This window comes from Escherichia sp. MOD1-EC6475 (assembly GCF_003046645.1).
In the GTDB taxonomy this organism is placed as follows: Bacteria; Pseudomonadota; Gammaproteobacteria; order Enterobacterales; family Enterobacteriaceae; genus Escherichia; species Escherichia ruysiae.
In genome coordinates this window covers 67,736-86,453 of the sequence record NZ_PZKQ01000048.1, presented here as the reverse complement: position 1 = coordinate 86,453, position 18,718 = coordinate 67,736, and the positions used below count along the sequence as shown (strand labels likewise).

The window sequence follows — 18,718 nt, the reverse complement described above, 5'->3', positions numbered from 1 at the left end:
TCACCGAAGTGCTGGCGGGCGCGTGGGAGCGGCTGGAGCAGGGGCGAGCGGATATCGTTATCGCGCCGGATATGCATTTTCGTTCCTCGTCGGAGATCAACTCGCGCAAGCTCTATACCTTAATGAACGTCTACGTTGCCGCGCCTGATCACCCGATTCATCAGGAGCCGGAACCGTTATCTGAAGTGACGCGCGTGAAATATCGTGGAATTGCGGTAGCGGATACCGCTCGTGAGCGCCCGGTGTTGACCGTACAGCTGCTGGACAAACAGCCGCGCTTAACGGTGAGCACGATTGAAGATAAACGTCAGGCATTACTGGCGGGGCTTGGCGTGGCGACGATGCCGTATCCGATGGTCGAAAAAGATATTGCGGAAGGGCGGTTGCGTGTCGTCAGCCCGGAATCGACCAGCGAGATCGATATTATTATGGCCTGGCGTCGCGACAGTATGGGAGAAGCAAAATCCTGGTGTTTGCGGGAAATTCCAAAGTTGTTCGCCGGAAAATAAACGATTAAGCACCTTTCACAAGGTGCTTAATTATTATTCCTGTTCCAGTTTCGGGTCTGGTCCAAAGCGGTTTTCACCCGGTGTACCCGCCTGGCAGTTAAAGACGATGATAATCAGCCAGCCGATAAACGGGATCAAGAACAGCAGTACCCACCACGCCGAACGGTCGGTGTCATGCAGGCGACGGAACTGAACCGCCCACCAAGGTAAAAACACCAGAATGCCATAGATTGTCGTCAGGATGCCTTCGCCACCGGCGCGTTGCCAGCCTAACATTTTATCCAGTAGTCCCAGCACGAACGTAAAGATGATGTTGACCAGAATAAACATCCAGTACTCTTTGCGCCGCGCACGACCCCGGAATCCGACATAATTTTTTAGTACTTTCAGATACCAGTCCATTTTTGCCTCAATTTTGCTCAATCACTTGTTTTTAAAGCAGCAAATTAAGAATAGACATGAATGAAATAGCAGTAAATATCACTATGGTGAATTAATAAGGCGCAATGAACGGAACTTCAGACTGATGGCAAGCGCAAAATCGCCAGATGCGCTACGTTTATCTGGCCTGTGAGGTATCTGCAATATATTGAATGTACAATGTTTTTAGGTCGGATAAGGCTTTCACGCCGCATCCGGCATGAACAACACGCACTTAGCCAACAATCAGAGGCACCACGAAGGGTGCCTTTGTCTAACCGAAGCGAACGTCCCGCCCGTGTGGTTCATCGAGATCCTGCCACGGACCAATCGAAATAATCCCCGTAGGGTTGATGGTCTTATGGCTGCGGAAGTAGTGATTACGGATGTGATCGAAATTGACAGTTTCGGCAATCCCCGGCATCTGGTAGATATCGCGCAGGAAGCCGTACAGGTTCAGGTAATCGCTGATACGGTGCTTATCACATTTGAAGTGGGTGACATACACCGGATCAAAACGCACCAGCGTGGTCCACAGGCGAATATCAGCTTCGGTTAACTGGTTACCGGTCAGATAGCGATGCTGACCTAAGATTTGCTCCAGTCGCGCCAGCGATTCAAACACTTTCACCACCGCCTCGTCGTAGGCTTCCTGGCTGGTAGCAAAACCGGCTTTATACACGCCATTGTTGACGGTGTCGTAAATCCAGCCGTTAAGTTCGTCAATTTTCGTTTGCAGGGCTGGTGGGTAGTAATCACCAGCTTTCGCGCCCAGTGCATCAAACGCAGTATTGAACATGCGGATGATTTCCGCCGATTCGTTGCTGACAATGGTGTGGTTCTTTTTGTCCCATAGCACGGGAACAGTGACACGTCCGCTATAGTGCGGATCGGCGTGGAGATAAAGCTGATACAGAAACTCATGTTGATAGAGCGTATCGCCGGTTGCACCCGGGAAACTGTCATCGAAGGTCCAGCCATTTTCCAGCATCAGCGGATTCACCACGGAAACGGAGATAAACGGTTCCAGGCCTTTGAGTTTACGCATGATTAGCGTGCGGTGTGCCCACGGGCAGGCGAGTGAAACATAGAGATGATAACGGTCTTTTTCTGCGGCAAAACCACCTTTGCCGGTTGGTCCTGGTGCACCGTCAGCGGTGAGCCAGTTACGAAATGCGGAAGCTGAACGTTGAAATTTACCGCCGGTGGATTTGGTGTCGTACCAGGTGTCATGCCAGACGCCGTCAATCAGTTGACCCATTTTTCTCTCCTCCAATAGCAAAAACGAGGAGTGTTTCTCCTCGTTTTTTTATCGTTAAGTATAGCGTGTGCTTACCACTTTTTATTCAGCAGGCGGTCGATGCTGAATGCGCCCGGACCCGTAATCGCCAGCAGCAGGAATCCGCCAGAAATGGTCAGGTTTTTCATAAACATCAGCGAGTTCATGCCTTCTGCAAAATTGCTGTGAAATAAAAATGCAGTCAGCAGTGTAAAGCCAGCGGTAAACAGCGCCGTGGTGCGAGTCAGGAAACCAAACAGAATTGCCAGACCACCACCAAATTCAAGCAAAATCACCAGCGGCAGCATAAAGCCCGGGACGCCCATCGCTTCCATGTATTGTTGCGTACCAGCGTAGCCAGTAATCTTTCCCCAGCCGGCCGTAATAAACAGAATCGGCATTAAAATACGCGCTACCAGTACACCAACATCTTCTAATTTTTTCATCTTACTCTCCACTGCGCCGCTCAGGCTGCTGATTGTTTTTTTGTGCATTGACGCGGTATTAGCGTCGTTGCTGTCGATGGAGAGAAGCATAAACGTAGTGAATGGTGATTGTTAGCAAGGAAAACTGTCAAATTTTTTCAAAAATTTTGAGGGATAAGGCCGGAATGACTCCGGCCAGAAAGGCGTTAACCGCGAAGGTGTTGCTGTTTGAGGGTGGTTTTAACCAGACGCCAGGCACTCCATACTCCAAAACCGCGCCTGGCCCAGCGGACCAGCATATTCGGATGGCGAATTGTCCAGATAGCCATCACGCTACTGCCAACCAGCGCCCATGAGCGCAGACTCAACAGTATATTCCAGCGACGATCGTAAGCGCCTGTTGCTTCCAGCCAGTCTCGACGACTGGCGGAAAGATCCAGCCGTTGTTGCTGGATCTGGCTAAGTAGCTGTGCCTTGCGGCGTTCACGTTCGACTTTACCGCTCACGGGACTCCTCCTCGAGCAGTTGCCGATCGTTCGCCAGTTCATGGCGCGTATGACGCAACAATGTCGATTTCCGTGACTTGCGTAACGTCCAGATACCGCCAATCAGTGCCAGTAGCAACAACACCACGGTGGTGGCAATCATCGCATTCAGGCGATATTGCGGATCAACCGCCCAGATAATCAGCACCATCAGGCTCATAAGACCAAATGCAGCGAAAAGCATCGTCAGGCCCAGCATCAGTAACAGTTGAAAGAGATTGGCTTTTTCCTCTTCCAGCTCCACCACCGCCAGCCGCAGACGTGTCTCCACCATTTCGACCATGATGGTGACAATTCGCTGCCCGATGCCCAGAACGCTTTTACCGGGCCCTTGCGCGTGATGAGTGTCCGCCATAATTAACGACGCGACAGCAGAACGCCGAGCACTACACCGATTGCAGCGCCAATGCCCACACCCGTCCACGGATTTTCACGCACGTACTCATCGGCACGCGCCGCCGCTTCACGAGTCTGTTTGGCAATTGCCTCGCCAGTTTCACCCAGGCGATAGCGGCTCTGTTTTAGCGCCTGCTCCGCTTTACTGCGAATCTTACTCAACTCTTCTTTCGACTTATCTCCTGAGGCGCTTAGTACTTCTTCCAGCGTATCAGACAGGGATTTCAACTCTGCACGCAGATGTTCCGTAGTGTGTTCTTTCGACATAGTTTTCTCCAGGTGAGTAAGTAGTGACTATTGTGAATTAGTAGTCGCGCGCTTCCAGCTTTTTCAGCTCTTCCTGCGCTTCTGCCAGTTTCCGTTCGCGTTTGGCAATCTTATCCGCATCGCCTTTTTGTTTCGCTTCGGCTAAATCTTGCTTGCGTTCCGCCACCTCATCTTTCTGCTTAGCGATTTTCTTCTGATGATCGGCGCGCAGTTGGCTATCTGAACAGTTGGCCCGGACTTCACTCAGGGCTTTATTCAGACCGTCAATACGATTCTGGTTTTGGTGTTTTTCGGCATAGCTGATCTCCTTAAGGATATTTTGCTCCTTTTCCTGACACAGGGTAGTGGCATAACTACCGGCACTAAGAGCAAAAAGAGAAACAGCTAAAGCGATGCGGTATTTCATTCTTGAACCTTCCATTGTGACTCGAACCTATTACAAAGGAACGATTGTCCAGACAACGAAGCGGTGGTGTTAACCACCGCCTCATTAATCATAGACAGTAACGGTGAAATCACCAAAGTGAGTGATATGTTTCGGATAACAGGAAGTTATCCGAAGCGATGAGAATTATCCCGCAGCCGGGTCAGCCACTGCATGGCCTGACTGTTATCGTCCTGCTGCGCAATGATGTAGCCATGGGGCAATGTTCTGTCGAGGACTGCTTTTGCGGCAGCACTCTGATCGCTGGAGTCAAATGTAATTAACAGAGTGTCGTTCTTGGGGGTAATGCTTTTGAAAGGAATGCCGTGAGCGTCAAGGTGATGCCAGATGGAAAAACCGTCTGGCATCGTCATGCCTTGATGAACGGCACGGATCGCCAGCGTCGAATCTTGCTGACGAACCGCAGACCAGGCCAGCAGCAGCGTGCCGACCAGCAATAAAGCAGCGCCGGACCAGACTAGCTGGCGAAGCGACATGCGAGGTATTTGCATCCCTTACCCCCGATTTCCATATTTCTTTTTCCATAACACGACCAGAGAACCTGCCAGGCCAAATACCAGCAGTACCACCGGGAGCAGCATCAGGCATGACATTAGCTGATCCTCGTACTTCAAAAATACCGGCGTTTTGCCGAGCATGTAACCCAGAGTTGTCAGGATCAACACCCACAGCAGACCGCTCATCCAGTTGAAGAACTGAAAGCGAGCGTTATTCAGCCCTGATAACCCGGCAATGGTCGGCAGCAGTGTTCTGACAAATGCAATAAAGCGACCAATTAATAGCGCCGATAAACCGTGTTTGTGAAAAAGATGGTGTGCGCGTTGGTGATAGTGCGCGGGTAAATGGGAAAGCCAGTTTTGCACAGTGCGGGTATTGCCCAGCCATCGCCCCTGTATGTAACTGACCCAGCAGCCAAGGCTGGCGGCAACGGTCAGTAACAGAATCGTTTGTGGATAACCCATCGCGCCTTTAGCAATCAATACGCCGACCAACACCAGTAAGCTGTCGCCCGGTAAAAAGGCCGCCGGAAGCAAGCCGTTTTCAAGGAACAAAATTACAAACAAGACAAAATACAACATGCCAATCATCGATGGATTGGCCAGCGTTTCAAAATCCTGCGCCCACAGGGCCTGCAGTAATTGGGTCAAAAGTTCCATTCATTATTCCTGGTGAATCGGTTAACGCCACGCCGGTTTTAAATGATGTACTCCCGCCAGATTATTGCTGTTTTTGTATGGATTGCGGGTCGAGACACCAACACGGCCTGAACTATTCCCTGTTAAAACGTGAGATAAGAAAACATTTAATAGCATAAATTCAAATTGAATCTAATTGTAACAAAGGTCAACGTTGTTCGTTATCAAAATTACATGTCCGTGGAGTCTGATTTTGCTGATTGCAGGGGAGGGTGGCGAGAGGATTTACACAGGCTGACACTTTATACTTTTTGCTTACTGACAAAGCGTACAGGCGCGCGTCAGCGCCTGTCGGATGGGCGTTTTATTTGCTGCCGCTGGCGGCCGTATCCAGATGCACAACCGGGTTTTCTGCGAACAGGTAACGGTCGGCGTTGAACTCGAAATCGTCGCTGGTTTCGTTAAATAACATTATCTTGGTGTTTTCCAGGTGCTGCCACATTGCCAGTTTGGCTGCATGAGGATCTTTGCGAATCAACGCTTTAAGGATTTGATCGTGGTCATCACACCAGTTATCGACGGTACGGGAATCAATGTGTTCGTGGAGCTTTTTCCAGTACGGGTTATGGCTACGCTGGGTCCACATTTTCTCAACGATGGCCGCCAGCGCGGAGTTTTGAGTCGCTAATGCTACCTGAATGTGGAACTGCAAATCCCACTCGGAATCGCGGAAGCATTGTTCGCCGCGAGCCTGCTCCTGGATGGCCATCAATTTCATGATGTCCTGCTTGGTCACCTGGGTTGCGGCAAACTCGGCAATATTGCTTTCGATAAGCTGGCGAGCTTGCAGCAGTTCAAATGGGCCGTAATTGGCAAATTCCATATTATCGTCAGCCGCTTGCTGATGGCGAGGCTGGTTTGAAATCACATGAATGCCGGAGCCTTTGCGCACTTCGACATAACCTTCAACCTCCAGCATGATGATGGCTTCACGAACCACGGTGCGGCTGACGTTTTTTTCATCGGCAATAAAACGTTCGGCGGGCAGTTTATCTCCCACCAGATAGACGCCTTGCTCGATGCGCTCTTTCAGGTCAGCGGCGAGCTGTTGATACAAACGGCGTGGTTCAGTGATTTCCATATGCGCTCCAGGCATGATACGGCAGACTATATTTGTTATACCACTTTTGCGAGTTTAGCTCTACTCGCAGTGATGAAAAAGCCGCCTGAGAAGGCGGCTTTGAAGGGAAACTAAAACTTACACGAAGCGTTAATGTTGTGGCGCGGGATCGTTATGCGCTTCTTCCACAACCTCAATCGCCGGTTTGTTCTGCAATACCGTCCAGATAACCAGCGCACCCAGCAGGTCGAACACTGCCAGCACTGCGAACAGCGGGCTGAAGCCGATGGTGTCAGCCAGAGCACCAACAACCAGCGCAAACAGCGTACTTGCCAGCCATGCGGACATCCCGGTCAGACCGTTTGCCGTTGCCACTTCGTTACGACCGAACACGTCAGAAGAGAGCGTAATCAGTGCGCCAGACAGTGCCTGGTGAGCAAAACCACCGATACACAGCAGCATAATCGCGACATACGGGTTGGTGAACAGACCGATCATACCTGGGCCAATCATCAGCACCGCACCCAGCGTTACTACCATCTTACGGGAGACGATCAGGTTCACGCCAAACCAACGCTGGAACAGCGGCGGCAGGTAACCACCGAGGATACAACCGAGGTCAGCAAACAGCATCGGCATCCAGGCGAACATCGCGATCTCTTTCAGGTTAAAGCCGTAAACTTTAAACATGAACAGCGGGATCCACGCGTTGAAAGTACCCCACGCCGGTTCAGCCAGGAAACGCGGCAGCGCGATACCCCAGAACTGACGGTTACGCAGGATCTGACCAACGGACATTTTCTTCGCCGTGCCAACCTGGTGCTGGGCTTCCTGACCGTTAATAATGTATTCGCGTTCTTCATCAGTCAGATGTTTCTGGTCGCGTGGGTGCTTATAGAAAATCAGCCATGCCATCGCCCAGATAAAGCTCAGTGCACCGGAGATGATAAACGCCATCTGCCAGCTGTGCATCACGATTGCCCATACCACCAGCGGCGGTGCAATCATCGCACCAATTGAAGAACCAACGTTAAAGTAACCTACTGCGATGGAACGTTCTTTCGCCGGGAACCATTCGGAACTGGCTTTCAGACCCGCCGGGATCATTGCTGCTTCAGCAGCACCTACCGCACCACGAGCAATCGCCAGGCCGCCCCAGCTACCTGCCAGCGCGGTAGCGCCACAGAACACAGCCCACAACACGGCAAACATCGCGTAACCGATTTTTGTACCCAGAACATCCAGTACATAACCCGCTACCGGTTGCATGACCGTATAAGCAGCAGAATAAGCTGCGATGATGTAGGAATACTGTTGGGTGGAGATGTTTAACTCTTCCATCAGAGTTGGCGCAGCTGCCGCCACAGTGTTACGCGTCAGGTAACCGAGCACGGTGCCGAGCGTCACCAGTGCGATCATATACCAACGTAACCCTTTAATTTTACGCATGTAAAACCTCATCGTTTTGTTATATCCGCAGTAATCGCGGCCATCATCCCGCCAGAGGCTGAAGATGTTACTTACGACCGGGTAACCGAAAAAAAACCGGCACGCCCCGAACGTTGCCATGAAAGTTTCGTGCTAATTCGGCTTCCGTACCGGTCAACCCAATTCATCTAACGAATGAATCGGCAATTTGCATTCCGTCGACTTATGATTTGCGACGGCAGAAAGATAACTTGTCATACAACTTTAAAAGGTGAGAGCCATCACAAATGTGCGAATATTTGTAGGGACATTACAGGATGATAGCGAGGCCAGTAACGGCGCGGCTTGCAGCGATATTTACCACTTTGAGAGTAATTTTTTTAACTACGTTTATTGATCTAACTCACGAAAATATCTTCTGGCTCTGGAAATTGGTGTGATAACTTTGTCAGCATCGCACCATAAGCAAGCTAGCTCACTCGTTAAGAGGAAGACGATAATGACTCCGTTTATGACTGAAGATTTCCTGTTAGATACTGAATTTGCCCGCCGCCTGTATCACGACTACGCAAAAGACCAGCCGATTTTCGACTACCACTGCCATTTGCCGCCGCAGCAGATCGCAGAAGACTATCGCTTTAAGAATTTGTATGACATCTGGCTAAAAGGCGATCACTACAAATGGCGTGCAATGCGCACCAATGGCGTAGCTGAACGCCTGTGTACCGGTGATGCCTCTGACCGTGAAAAGTTTGACGCATGGGCGGCGACCGTTCCGCACACTATCGGCAACCCGTTATACCACTGGACGCACCTCGAACTGCGTCGTCCATTCGGCATCACTGGCAAACTGCTTTCTCCGTCTACTGCGGATGAAATCTGGAACGAATGTAACGAACTGCTGGCGCAGGATAACTTCTCCGCGCGCGGCATCATGCAGCAGATGAACGTGAAAATGGTCGGCACCACTGATGATCCGATCGATTCTCTGGAGCATCATGCAGAGATCGCCAAAGACGGCTCTTTCACCATTAAGGTGCTGCCGAGCTGGCGTCCGGACAAAGCCTTCAACATCGAACAGGCGACCTTTAACGACTATATGGCGAAGCTGGGTGAAGTCTCCGATACCGACATTCGCCGCTTTGCAGACCTGCAAACTGCTCTGACCAAACGTCTGGATCACTTTGCCGCTCACGGCTGTAAAGTGTCTGACCACGCGCTGGATGTGGTGATGTTTGCTGAAGCGAACGAAGCGGAACTGGACAGCATTCTGGCGCGCCGTCTGGCTGGCGAAACCCTGAGCGAGCACGAAGTGGCACAGTTCAAAACTGCGGTGCTGGTGTTCCTCGGCGCAGAATACGCACGTCGCGGCTGGGTACAGCAGTACCACATTGGCGCACTGCGTAATAACAATCTGCGTCAGTTCAAACTGCTGGGGCCGGATGTAGGCTTTGACTCCATCAACGACCGTCCGATGGCGGAAGAGCTGTCTAAGCTGCTGAGCAAACAGAACGAAGAAAACCTGCTGCCGAAAACCATTCTCTACTGCCTGAACCCGCGCGATAACGAAGTGCTGGGCACCATGATCGGTAACTTCCAGGGCGAAGGTATGCCGGGCAAAATGCAGTTCGGTTCTGGCTGGTGGTTTAACGATCAGAAAGACGGTATGGAACGTCAGATGACCCAACTGGCGCAGCTTGGTCTGCTGAGCCGCTTTGTTGGTATGCTGACTGACAGCCGTAGCTTCCTGTCATACACCCGTCACGAATACTTCCGCCGCATTCTGTGCCAGATGATCGGTCGCTGGGTGGAAGCGGGCGAAGCACCGGCGGACATCAACCTGCTGGGCGAGATGGTGAAAAACATTTGCTTTAACAATGCGCGTGACTACTTCGCCATTGAACTGAACTAAGGTCTGGGGTTGATATGCAATACATCAAGATCCATGCGCTGGATAACGTCGCGGTTGCTTTAGCTGATTTGGCTGAAGGCACAGAAGTCAGTGTCGATAACCAGACTGTTAGGCTGCGCCAGGATGTTGCTCGTGGACATAAATTTGCGTTAACGGATATCGCAAAAGGGGCCAACGTCATCAAATATGGCCTGCCGATTGGTTATGCACTGGCGGATATTGCGGCAGGTGAACACGTTCACGCCCACAATACGCGCACGAATCTGAGCGATCTGGATCAGTATCGCTATCAACCTGATTTTCATGATCTGCCAGCACAAGCGGCAGATCGTGAAGTGCAGATCTATCGTCGCGCGAATGGTGATGTCGGGGTGCGTAACGAGCTGTGGATCCTGCCAACCGTGGGCTGTGTTAACGGCATCGCGCGTCAGATCCAGAACCGTTTTCTGAAAGAGACCAACAATGCCGAAGGTACTGACGGCGTGTTCCTCTTCAGCCACACCTACGGATGTTCGCAACTGGGCGATGATCACATCAATACCCGTACTATGCTACAAAACATGGTGCGCCACCCGAACGCGGGCGCAGTGCTGGTAATTGGTCTGGGATGTGAAAACAATCAGGTCGATGTCTTCCGTGAAACGCTGGGCGATATCGATCCTGAACGTGTCCATTTCATGATCTGCCAACAGCAGGACGATGAAATCGAGGCCGGGATCGAACATCTGCATCAGTTGTATAACGTGATGCGCAACGATAAACGCGAGCCAGGCAAACTCAGCGAACTGAAGTTTGGTCTGGAGTGCGGCGGTTCTGACGGTCTTTCTGGTATTACCGCTAACCCAATGTTGGGGCGTTTCTCTGACTACGTGATTGCTAACGGCGGTACGACCGTACTGACCGAAGTGCCGGAGATGTTCGGCGCAGAGCAGTTGCTGATGAGTCATTGCCGTGACGAAGCAACGTTTGAAAAACTGGTCACCATGGTCAACGACTTCAAACAGTACTTTATTGCCCATGACCAGCCGATCTACGAAAACCCATCGCCGGGGAACAAAGCGGGCGGTATCACCACGCTGGAAGATAAATCACTTGGTTGTACTCAGAAAGCGGGTTCCAGCGAAGTGGTTGACGTGCTGCGTTACGGCGAGCGTTTGAAAACGCCGGGACTGAACCTGTTAAGCGCGCCGGGTAACGATGCCGTAGCGACCAGCGCCCTGGCGGGTGCAGGCTGTCACATGGTGCTGTTCAGTACCGGTCGCGGTACACCGTATGGTGGTTTTGTGCCGACAGTGAAAATTGCCACCAACAGTGAACTGGCGGCGAAGAAAAAACACTGGATCGACTTTGACGCGGGTCAGCTGATCCACGGTAAAGCGATGCCGCAGTTGCTGGAAGAATTTATCGATACCATCGTTGAGTTTGCCAACGGTAAGCAAACCTGCAACGAGCGTAACGACTTCCGCGAACTGGCGATCTTCAAAAGCGGCGTAACGCTATAAAGTCGAAATGAGTTGTTAATAAAAAACGGCGTTTCATAATGTGAAGCGCCGTTTGCTTTTCCATACCTGCTAAGGATTTATCATGACCGCGTATTGGCTGGCCCAGGGCGTGGGTGTCATCGCCTTTCTGATTGGTATCACAACATTTTTTAACCGTGACGAACGTCGCTTCAAAAAGCAGCTTTCGGTCTATAGCGCCGTTATTGGCGTGCATTTTTTCCTCCTGGGCACCTATCCCGCCGGTGCCAGTGCCATCCTTAATGCCATTCGTACGCTGATTACCTTACGCACGCGCAGCTTATGGGTAATGGCGATCTTTATTGTGCTGACTGGCGGAATTGGCCTGGCGAAGTTCCACCATCCTGTTGAACTATTGCCGGTTATTGGCACGATTGTCAGTACCTGGGCGCTGTTTCGCTGTAAAGGGCTGACCATGCGCTGCGTAATGTGGTTTTCAACGTGTTGCTGGGTGATTCACAACTTTTGGGCTGGGTCGATTGGTGGCACGATGATTGAAGGCAGTTTTCTACTGATGAATGGCCTGAATATCATTCGTTTCTGGCGGATGCAGAAAAGGGGAATTGATCCGTTTAAAGTAGAGAAAACCCCTTCCGCCGTTGACGAAAGGGGTTAAACATTAATTACGCAGGGCGCTATTTGCCAGACGATCGTCTTCTGCCTGGCAAGCTGCCGCAGTGAACAGCACGTCAGTTGAAGAGTTCAGCGCGGTTTCGCAGGAGTCCTGCAATACGCCGATGATAAAGCCGACGGCAACTACCTGCATGGCGATATCGTTCGAAATACCGAACATATTACAGGCCAGTGGGATCAGCAGCAGAGAACCCCCCGCCACGCCGGAGGCACCACAGGCGCACAGAGAAGCAACCACGCTCAGCAGCAGCGCCGTAGGCAGATCGACCGGAATACCCAGCGTATTAACCGCAGCCAGCGTCAACACCGTAATGGTGATTGCTGCGCCCGCCATATTGATGGTGGCTCCCAGCGGAATAGAAACGGAATAGGTATCGCGATCCAGATTCAGCTTTTCACACAGCGCCATATTCACCGGAATGTTCGCCGCAGAGCTGCGGGTGAAGAAGGCGTACACACCGCTTTCGCGCAGGCACAGCAGTACCAGCGGGAACGGGTTACGACGAATTTTCCACCACACCAGCAGTGGGTTAACCACCAGCGCCACCAGCAACATACAGCCAACCAGCACGACCAGCAGTTGCGCGTAGCCCCACAGTGTGGAGAAACCGGTGGTTGCCAGCGTAGAAGAAACCAGACCAAAAATACCGATTGGCGCGAAGCGAATCACCAGTTTCACCATAAAGGTGACGGCATTCGACATATCATTGACCAGGTTTTTGGTGGTTTCGTTACCGTGACGCAACGCGAAACCGAGGCCAATAGCCCACACCAGAATCCCGATGTAATTACCTTTCAACAGGGCGTCGATGGGGTTGGAAACCATGCTCATTACCAGTCCGCGCATCACTTCCACAATACCTGACGGCGGGGAAATATCGCCTGCGCTACTGGACAAATGCAGGGTCGATGGGAAGGCAAAGCTGAAAACGACTGCGGCCAGTGCGGCGGAGAAAGTACCCAGCAGATAGAGGAACAGAATAGGGCGGATATTGGTTTTTTGCCCGTGTTGGTGGTTAGCGATGGAAGCCATCACCAGCATCAGCACCAGGATTGGTGCTACGGCTTTCAGGGCGCCAACAAATAAAGTGCCTAACAGACCAACAGCTTCAGCCGCCGGTTTTGAGATCCATGCCAGGAGAATCCCCAGAATAAGGCCGACCAGGATTTGTTTTACCAGGCTGCCATGAGCCAGACGCCGGAATAGCCCCGGTGAACGTTGCGTAGTCATTTTTCGATCCTTTCATTGTGTTGTCGCACATCCCTGGTGCGTTCTATCGACGCATCTTTCAGGATGTAACAAAGTGTTTGCAAGGTCGAGTATAAGGAAAGTTACAGCTTCGGGAAGCGAAAAATGCTGGATTTTAAAGAGAGGTCATGTTTTGCAACTTAATGGTTACATTTGTTTGACATGTTTGAGGGGAAAGCAAACTTGCATCTCCTCATCCTGAATTGGGTTTAGTTGTGTTTGTTGTGGACTGATAAACCGCACGGGTGTTGGTGGCATCAAAATCGCCGAAGCGTTTCCTGGAGGCCAGGGCAGCCCACATGGATGTGGGCTGAGGGTGCGTCTTACAAGGATAATGAGATGGACGCTCCAGATTTTACGGTATCAAGTACCAGACTGGATCGTTGCAATACATCCTGAAAAATGAGGAGCGTCCCTGGTGGTGTATGTTTGTTAACGCGAATTATCCAACCCGCTGCTTATCATGCCGATAATTCACCCAGGCGTTGATAATAAACGTCATCACCAGAATGCCAAACACCACGCCCAGCGAGACGGCGATCGGAATATGATAGAAATCGACAATCAGCATCTTGATACCGATAAATACCAGAATCACTGCCAGACCATATTTGAGCATCGAGAAACGCTCCGCTACGCCTGCCAGCAGGAAATACATCGCACGCAGGCCGAGGATTGCAAACAGGTTTGAGGTCAGCACAATAAACGGATCGGTGGTAACAGCGAAGATAGCCGGGATGCTATCCACGGCGAAAATTACGTCGCTTAACTCCACCAGAATCAACACCAGCATCAGCGGCGTGGCGTACAACAAACCATTCTTGCGCACAAAGAAATGCTCGTTGTCGATGGTGTCGGTCATGCGCAAATGACCGCGCAGCCAGCGCACCAGCGGCTTGTCACCGATTCCTGATTCATCTTCATGAGCCAGCGCCATCTTCACGCCAGTAAACAGCAGGAATGCACCGAAGATATACAGGATCCAGTCGAACTGCGAAATCAGCCAGCTACCGGTGAAGATCATGATGGTACGCAGAACAATCGCCCCAAGCACGCCATACACCAGTACGCGACGTTGTAATGCTGCCGGAACAGAGAAATAGCTGAACAACATTAACCAGACGAAGACGTTATCGACCGCCAGCGATTTCTCAATCAGATAACCTGTGAGGAAGGCCAGCGCCTGCGGGTCAGCGACTTCGCGTCCCTGTGTCTGCGCCAGATACCACCAGAAAGCGGCGTTAAACAGTAACGACAGCGTCACCCAGACCAGCGACCATGCCGCAGCCTGTTTCATGGTCATGGCATGTGCGCCACGACGCCCCTGTAATAACAGGTCGATAGCCAGCATAATGGCGACAACAACAGCGAATCCGCCCCATAGCAATGGCGTGCCGACAGTATTCATAGAAGTTCCTTACACATAAAAAAACGGCCAACGTCGGAAGACGTCAGCCGCTGCTTTTTATGCATAGACCTCGCCTTCCGGCAAGGTCTCACTTACAACAAAAAAGGAATACGTCTGCGTATTCCTTTCGGGTTGCCCGGTGACCGGATGTGGTTTTTCACACATCGTAATGACGATCGACCGGCAATGAAGTTACTCCCCTTTGCAGGTAACAAAGTATGACAGACCATTCAGCCAGTCAATGGTCTGTTACATGCCTTTTACACTGCTTTACGGTAACAATTATAGATTTACGCTATCAGCCGGAAAAATGACCCCAGTCTGGCGGCGGATCTCGGTCAGCAGTTTGGCGGTAATGCGACTGACCGCTAGCCCCGGATGATTCACCAGATGTTCATCCACCAGGGTGGCGAACAGCTCTGCTTCGTAGAGCATGGTATTAATATGCTGCGGCTGAGTGAGATCCTGCATCTGACTGCCGCGCGGGACAAAGCAGACTTTCTGGCATTCGGAGAGTTTTTCAATCACCAGCGATCCCGCTTCGCCCTGAATCTCGCTTGCCAGTACTGAATCGCTGACTTTTGAGTGCTGCAACGTAACGCTGAAATCACCGTAATCCATTATCACCACGCCGTGGGCATCCACGCCGCTTGCCAGCAAACTGGCGCTTGCCTGTACGCTTTTCGGTTCACCAAATAACGCCACCGCCGACGCCAGACAGTAAAAGCCGATATCCATAATCGAACCGTTAGAGAACGCGGGGTTAAAGGTGTTGGGATTCTCGCCGTCCAGATAACGCTGGTAACGCGAGGAATACTGGCAGTAGTTGAAAAAGACTTTACGCAGTTTGCCGACTTTCGGCAGCGCCTGGCGTAACAAATGAAAGTTCGGCAGGCTGGCGGTTTTAAATGCCTCAAACAGCACCACCTGATTTTCCCGCGCACAGGAAATGGCGGCATCCACTTCCGCCAGATTCGATGCCAGCGGCTTCTCGCAAATCACATGAATTTTGTGGCTAAGGAAAAGCTGCGTCTGGGCAAAATGCAGAGCGTTCGGGCTGGCAATATACACTGCGTCAATGGCATCGCTTTCCGCCATCGCTTCCAGCGACGTAAACAGATGTTCGACAGAAAAATCATTGGCGAAGTGCTGGGCCTGTTCAAGGCTGCGGGAATAGACGGCGGTTAACTTGTATTTGCCGCTCTCATGGGCGGCCTCGACGAACTGGCGAGTGATCCAGTTCGTACCAATCACAGCGAAACGTATCATAACGCGTGGATACTCCATAAAGGGATTCTGTCGTCAATGTAGCACGCCTTTTTCATCTTCGACGTGCGCAGATACGCATTATTTCTGCGCCGGACAGCCATGCTCACTAAACGGCCCAATCATGACCGATGGCCCGAGATATTTCGGCTGGCGATGGAGGATTTTCGCGTCAATCACCGCGCTGACGCGAGCGAGTTTCTCCCGCAGTTGAGTATAAAAACCGTGCTTCATATTGAGGTCTGGCGCGTTAAACCCGATAGCGTCGATACCGTACTGTTTTGCCAGCCAGATGGCGCGTTGGTTATGAAATTCTTGCGAAATAATGGTGATATGGTTTTCCCCAAACACCTTTTTGGCACGCACCACCGAATCAAGCGTTGAGAATCCGGCATAGTCGCAGAAGATCACTTTCGCCGGTACGCCTTTAGCGATCAAAGCCTGCTGCATACCTGATGCTTCATCGTAATTTTTACGTCCGTTATCGCCACTTACCAGTAGCCATTTCACTTTTCCGGCGTGGTACAACGCTGCTGCGGTATCAATACGTCGGGTAAAGTAGCGATTACCCGGCCTCGCCCCCAGCAATAAACCCACGTTACGCGCCGGAACGGCGTTGACGTCGCTCCAGGTCAGCTGTTTGCTGGCGTTGACCATTACGCGATCGGCGATAAAAATGGTCGCTCCTGCCACAAGTAACAGTAAGCAGGCAATCTTTAGAGTCCGGCGAGAAAAACAAATACGGAGAAGAAGGCGGACAAATGCGCGCAGCATGGTCGTTATCCTTAACGAAAAGAGGGGCGTCGATTTTAGGCGTTAATGATTGAAAATATAACGCCTGACATCATTTTCAGATTTTGTCTTGCCCAAGCGACAACTGCGTTAGCCACAGCCGGGTGTCGAACTCAAGCTGGTGGTACTGTGGCTCCATATGGCAGCACAACTGGTAGAACGCTTTGTTATGCTCTTTCTCCTTCAGGTGCGCCAGTTCGTGCACCACTATCATGCGCAAAAACGGTTCCGGCGCATTGCGAAACACGGTAGCGACGCGGATCTCCGCTTTTGCTTTCAGTTTGCCGCCCTGCACACGCGAAACAGCGGTATGTAACCCGAGCGCGTTTTTCAGCACGTGGATCTTGTTGTCATACATCACTTTATTGATCGGCGGGGCGTTACGCAGAAACTGATTTTTCAGATCCTGGGTATATTGCCAGAGTGCTTTATCGGTGGCGTAGTCGTGCGTTCCCGGATAGCGTTTTGCCAGCACATCGCCCAGACGTTGTTCATTAATCAGCGTGCGCACCTGGGAAAGTAGCTGCTCGGGATAACCCTGAAGATAAGTAAGATTGCTCATAACCGCCCACGAAAAAGAGAAAAAGGGTATACTCACGCACCCTTTTCAGGGGCAACGTCGAAATTTTATCATTCAGGAGGGCCGATGAGCCACTTAGACAACGGTTTCCGTTCACTGACACTACAACGTTTCCCGGCGACGGATGACGTTAACCCGCTGCAGGCGTGGGAAGCGGCGGATGAGTATCTGCTGCAACAGTTGGACGATACAGAAATCTGCGGCCCGGTGTTGATCCTGAATGATGCCTTCGGCGCGTTAAGCTGTGCGTTGGCAGAACATAAGCCGTACAGCATTGGCGACTCATACATCAGTGAACTGGCGACGCGCGAGAATTTACGCCTCAACGGGATTGATGAGTCGAGCGTGAAGTTTCTCGACAGCACCGCTGACTATCCGCAACAGCCGGGCGTGGTGCTGATCAAAGTACCGAAAACGCTGGCATTGCTGGAACAACAACTGCGTGCGTTGCGCAAAGTGGTCACGCCGGATACACGTATTATTGCCGGTGCCAAAGCCCGTGACATCCATACATCCACGCTGGAACTGTTTGAAAAAGTGCTCGGCCCGACCACCACCACGCTGGCATGGAAAAAAGCGCGACTGATTAACTGTACATTCAACGAGCCGCCGCTGGTCGATGCGCCGCAGACTGTTAGCTGGAAGCTGGAAGGCACTGACTGGACTATCCACAATCACGCAAATGTCTTCTCCCGCACCGGGCTGGATATTGGCGCGCGCTTCTTTATGCAGCATCTGCCGGAGAATCTCGAAGGTGAGATTGTCGATCTCGGCTGTGGTAACGGCGTTATTGGCCTGACATTGCTCGATAAAAACCCGCAGGCGAAAGTGGTGTTTGTCGATGAATCGCCAATGGCGGTTGCTTCCAGCCGTTTGAACGTTGAAACCAACATGCCTGAGGCGCTGGATCGCTGCGAGTTTATGATCAACAACGCGCTCTCCGGCGTGGAGCCTTTCCGCTTTAATGCTGTGCTCTGCAACCCGCCGTTTCACCAGCAACATGCGCTGACCGATAACGTCGCCTGGGAGATGTTCCACCACGCCCGCCGCTGCCTGAAAATCAATGGTGAGCTGTATATCGTTGCCAACCGCCATCTGGATTACTTCCACAAACTGAAGAAAATTTTCGGCAACTGCACCACTATTGCCACGAATAATAAATTTGTGGTGCTGAAGGCGGTGAAGTTAGGGCGTCGTCGGTAAGATTTATGCGCAATGCCGGATTGTGATTGAAATACCCGATCCGGTAATTGAATTTATTGTTATTCCATTATTTTTAATCTGTTAATTTAAATAAAATAATTCTAAATAGAAGAGGTCTGTTTAAGGACTTTTTTGTCTGGTTGTCATTCTATATTCTTAACGATCTTCATCAGCATATCATTGAT

General features: G+C 51.3%; 21 protein-coding genes and 1 pseudogene. 5 read left to right on the top strand and 17 right to left on the bottom strand.

What is annotated here, in order from left to right:
• Positions 1-509 (top strand): annotated as a pseudogene (gene yhaJ, locus A7589_RS16130) (DNA-binding transcriptional regulator YhaJ); the annotation flags it as partial.
• Positions 510-542: 33 nt separating this feature from the next.
• Here yhaJ and A7589_RS16125 read toward each other — a convergent pair.
• From A7589_RS16125 to exuT, 12 genes are all read right to left on the bottom strand, one after another.
• Complete coding sequence (locus tag A7589_RS16125) at positions 543-911, bottom strand: DUF805 domain-containing protein (RefSeq protein WP_000384146.1); 369 nt, start codon at positions 909-911, stop codon at positions 543-545.
• Between the two features lie 292 nt (positions 912-1,203).
• Entirely contained in the window at positions 1,204-2,190 is a 987-nt protein-coding gene (yqjG, locus tag A7589_RS16120; RefSeq protein ID WP_000531183.1) for a glutathionyl-hydroquinone reductase YqjG, read from the bottom strand.
• Positions 2,191-2,261: 71 nt separating this feature from the next.
• Positions 2,262-2,654 carry a DoxX family protein gene (locus A7589_RS16115; protein WP_000732237.1) on the bottom strand — a complete coding sequence of 131 codons (393 nt, stop codon included), beginning with the start codon at positions 2,652-2,654 and terminating at the stop codon, positions 2,262-2,264.
• Positions 2,655-2,839: 185 nt separating this feature from the next.
• Positions 2,840-3,139, bottom strand: coding sequence for a YqjK-like family protein (locus A7589_RS16110; protein ID WP_000015588.1), 300 nt, complete (start codon positions 3,137-3,139; stop codon positions 2,840-2,842).
• A complete protein-coding gene (locus A7589_RS16105; RefSeq protein WP_000785727.1) occupies positions 3,129-3,533 on the bottom strand; it encodes a phage holin family protein in 405 nt (134 codons plus the stop codon). The genes A7589_RS16110 and A7589_RS16105 overlap by 11 nt, the downstream gene beginning before the upstream one ends.
• A gap of 2 nt (positions 3,534-3,535) precedes the next feature.
• Positions 3,536-3,841, bottom strand: a complete 306-nt coding sequence (locus A7589_RS16100; RefSeq protein ID WP_000031409.1) for an ElaB/YgaM/YqjD family protein — start codon at positions 3,839-3,841, stop codon at positions 3,536-3,538.
• Between the two features lie 37 nt (positions 3,842-3,878).
• Entirely contained in the window at positions 3,879-4,247 is a 369-nt protein-coding gene (gene yqjC / locus A7589_RS16095) for a DUF1090 family protein YqjC (RefSeq protein ID WP_010346332.1), read from the bottom strand.
• A gap of 146 nt (positions 4,248-4,393) precedes the next feature.
• Positions 4,394-4,777: an EnvZ/OmpR regulon moderator MzrA gene (gene mzrA, locus A7589_RS16090; protein ID WP_001166775.1), complete on the bottom strand. Its 384-nt coding sequence runs from the start codon at positions 4,775-4,777 to the stop codon at positions 4,394-4,396.
• Between the two features lie 3 nt (positions 4,778-4,780).
• A complete protein-coding gene (gene yqjA, locus A7589_RS16085; RefSeq protein WP_000422149.1) occupies positions 4,781-5,443 on the bottom strand; it encodes a DedA family general envelope maintenance protein YqjA in 663 nt (220 codons plus the stop codon).
• A 21-nt stretch (positions 5,444-5,464) separates the two neighbouring features.
• Entirely contained in the window at positions 5,465-5,599 is a 135-nt protein-coding gene (locus A7589_RS23720) for a hypothetical protein (RefSeq protein ID WP_423779528.1), read from the bottom strand.
• 187 nt (positions 5,600-5,786) lie between these two features.
• A complete protein-coding gene (gene exuR, locus A7589_RS16080; RefSeq protein ID WP_000406484.1) occupies positions 5,787-6,563 on the bottom strand; it encodes a transcriptional regulator ExuR in 777 nt (258 codons plus the stop codon).
• Between the two features lie 129 nt (positions 6,564-6,692).
• Complete coding sequence (gene exuT, locus A7589_RS16075) at positions 6,693-7,991, bottom strand: hexuronate transporter ExuT (RefSeq protein ID WP_016159739.1); 1,299 nt, start codon at positions 7,989-7,991, stop codon at positions 6,693-6,695.
• A gap of 478 nt (positions 7,992-8,469) precedes the next feature.
• On the opposite strand from exuT, the gene uxaC reads away from it, so the two are divergent.
• The 3 genes from uxaC (at position 8,470) to A7589_RS16060 (ending at position 12,018) form a co-directional block, all read left to right on the top strand.
• Positions 8,470-9,882 carry a glucuronate isomerase gene (uxaC, locus tag A7589_RS16070; RefSeq protein ID WP_000187442.1) on the top strand — a complete coding sequence of 471 codons (1,413 nt, stop codon included), beginning with the start codon at positions 8,470-8,472 and terminating at the stop codon, positions 9,880-9,882.
• Positions 9,883-9,896: 14 nt separating this feature from the next.
• The gene (uxaA, locus tag A7589_RS16065) at positions 9,897-11,384 is read left to right on the top strand and encodes an altronate dehydratase (RefSeq protein ID WP_001199347.1); all 1,488 of its coding nucleotides are present in this window, start codon (positions 9,897-9,899) and stop codon (positions 11,382-11,384) included.
• Between the two features lie 82 nt (positions 11,385-11,466).
• A complete protein-coding gene (locus A7589_RS16060) occupies positions 11,467-12,018 on the top strand; it encodes a YgjV family protein (protein ID WP_000128138.1) in 552 nt (183 codons plus the stop codon).
• 3 nt (positions 12,019-12,021) lie between these two features.
• Here the strand turns inward: A7589_RS16060 and sstT are convergent, their stop codons facing one another.
• The 5 genes from sstT to A7589_RS16035 form a co-directional block, all read right to left on the bottom strand.
• Positions 12,022-13,266 carry a serine/threonine transporter SstT gene (gene sstT / locus A7589_RS16055; RefSeq protein ID WP_000211637.1) on the bottom strand — a complete coding sequence of 415 codons (1,245 nt, stop codon included), beginning with the start codon at positions 13,264-13,266 and terminating at the stop codon, positions 12,022-12,024.
• A gap of 460 nt (positions 13,267-13,726) precedes the next feature.
• Positions 13,727-14,692, bottom strand: coding sequence for a TerC family membrane protein Alx (gene alx / locus A7589_RS16050; RefSeq protein WP_001098792.1), 966 nt, complete (start codon positions 14,690-14,692; stop codon positions 13,727-13,729).
• A gap of 282 nt (positions 14,693-14,974) precedes the next feature.
• Positions 14,975-15,961, bottom strand: coding sequence for a Gfo/Idh/MocA family protein (locus tag A7589_RS16045; RefSeq protein ID WP_024257328.1), 987 nt, complete (start codon positions 15,959-15,961; stop codon positions 14,975-14,977).
• 78 nt (positions 15,962-16,039) lie between these two features.
• Positions 16,040-16,732, bottom strand: a complete 693-nt coding sequence (locus A7589_RS16040) for a SanA/YdcF family protein (RefSeq protein ID WP_000942584.1) — start codon at positions 16,730-16,732, stop codon at positions 16,040-16,042.
• Between the two features lie 76 nt (positions 16,733-16,808).
• Entirely contained in the window at positions 16,809-17,312 is a 504-nt protein-coding gene (locus tag A7589_RS16035) for a M48 metallopeptidase family protein (protein WP_001295542.1), read from the bottom strand.
• Positions 17,313-17,396: 84 nt separating this feature from the next.
• On the opposite strand from A7589_RS16035, the gene rlmG reads away from it, so the two are divergent.
• The gene (gene rlmG, locus A7589_RS16030; RefSeq protein ID WP_000018653.1) at positions 17,397-18,533 is read left to right on the top strand and encodes a 23S rRNA (guanine(1835)-N(2))-methyltransferase RlmG; all 1,137 of its coding nucleotides are present in this window, start codon (positions 17,397-17,399) and stop codon (positions 18,531-18,533) included.
• Positions 18,534-18,718: the final 185 nt, after the last annotated feature.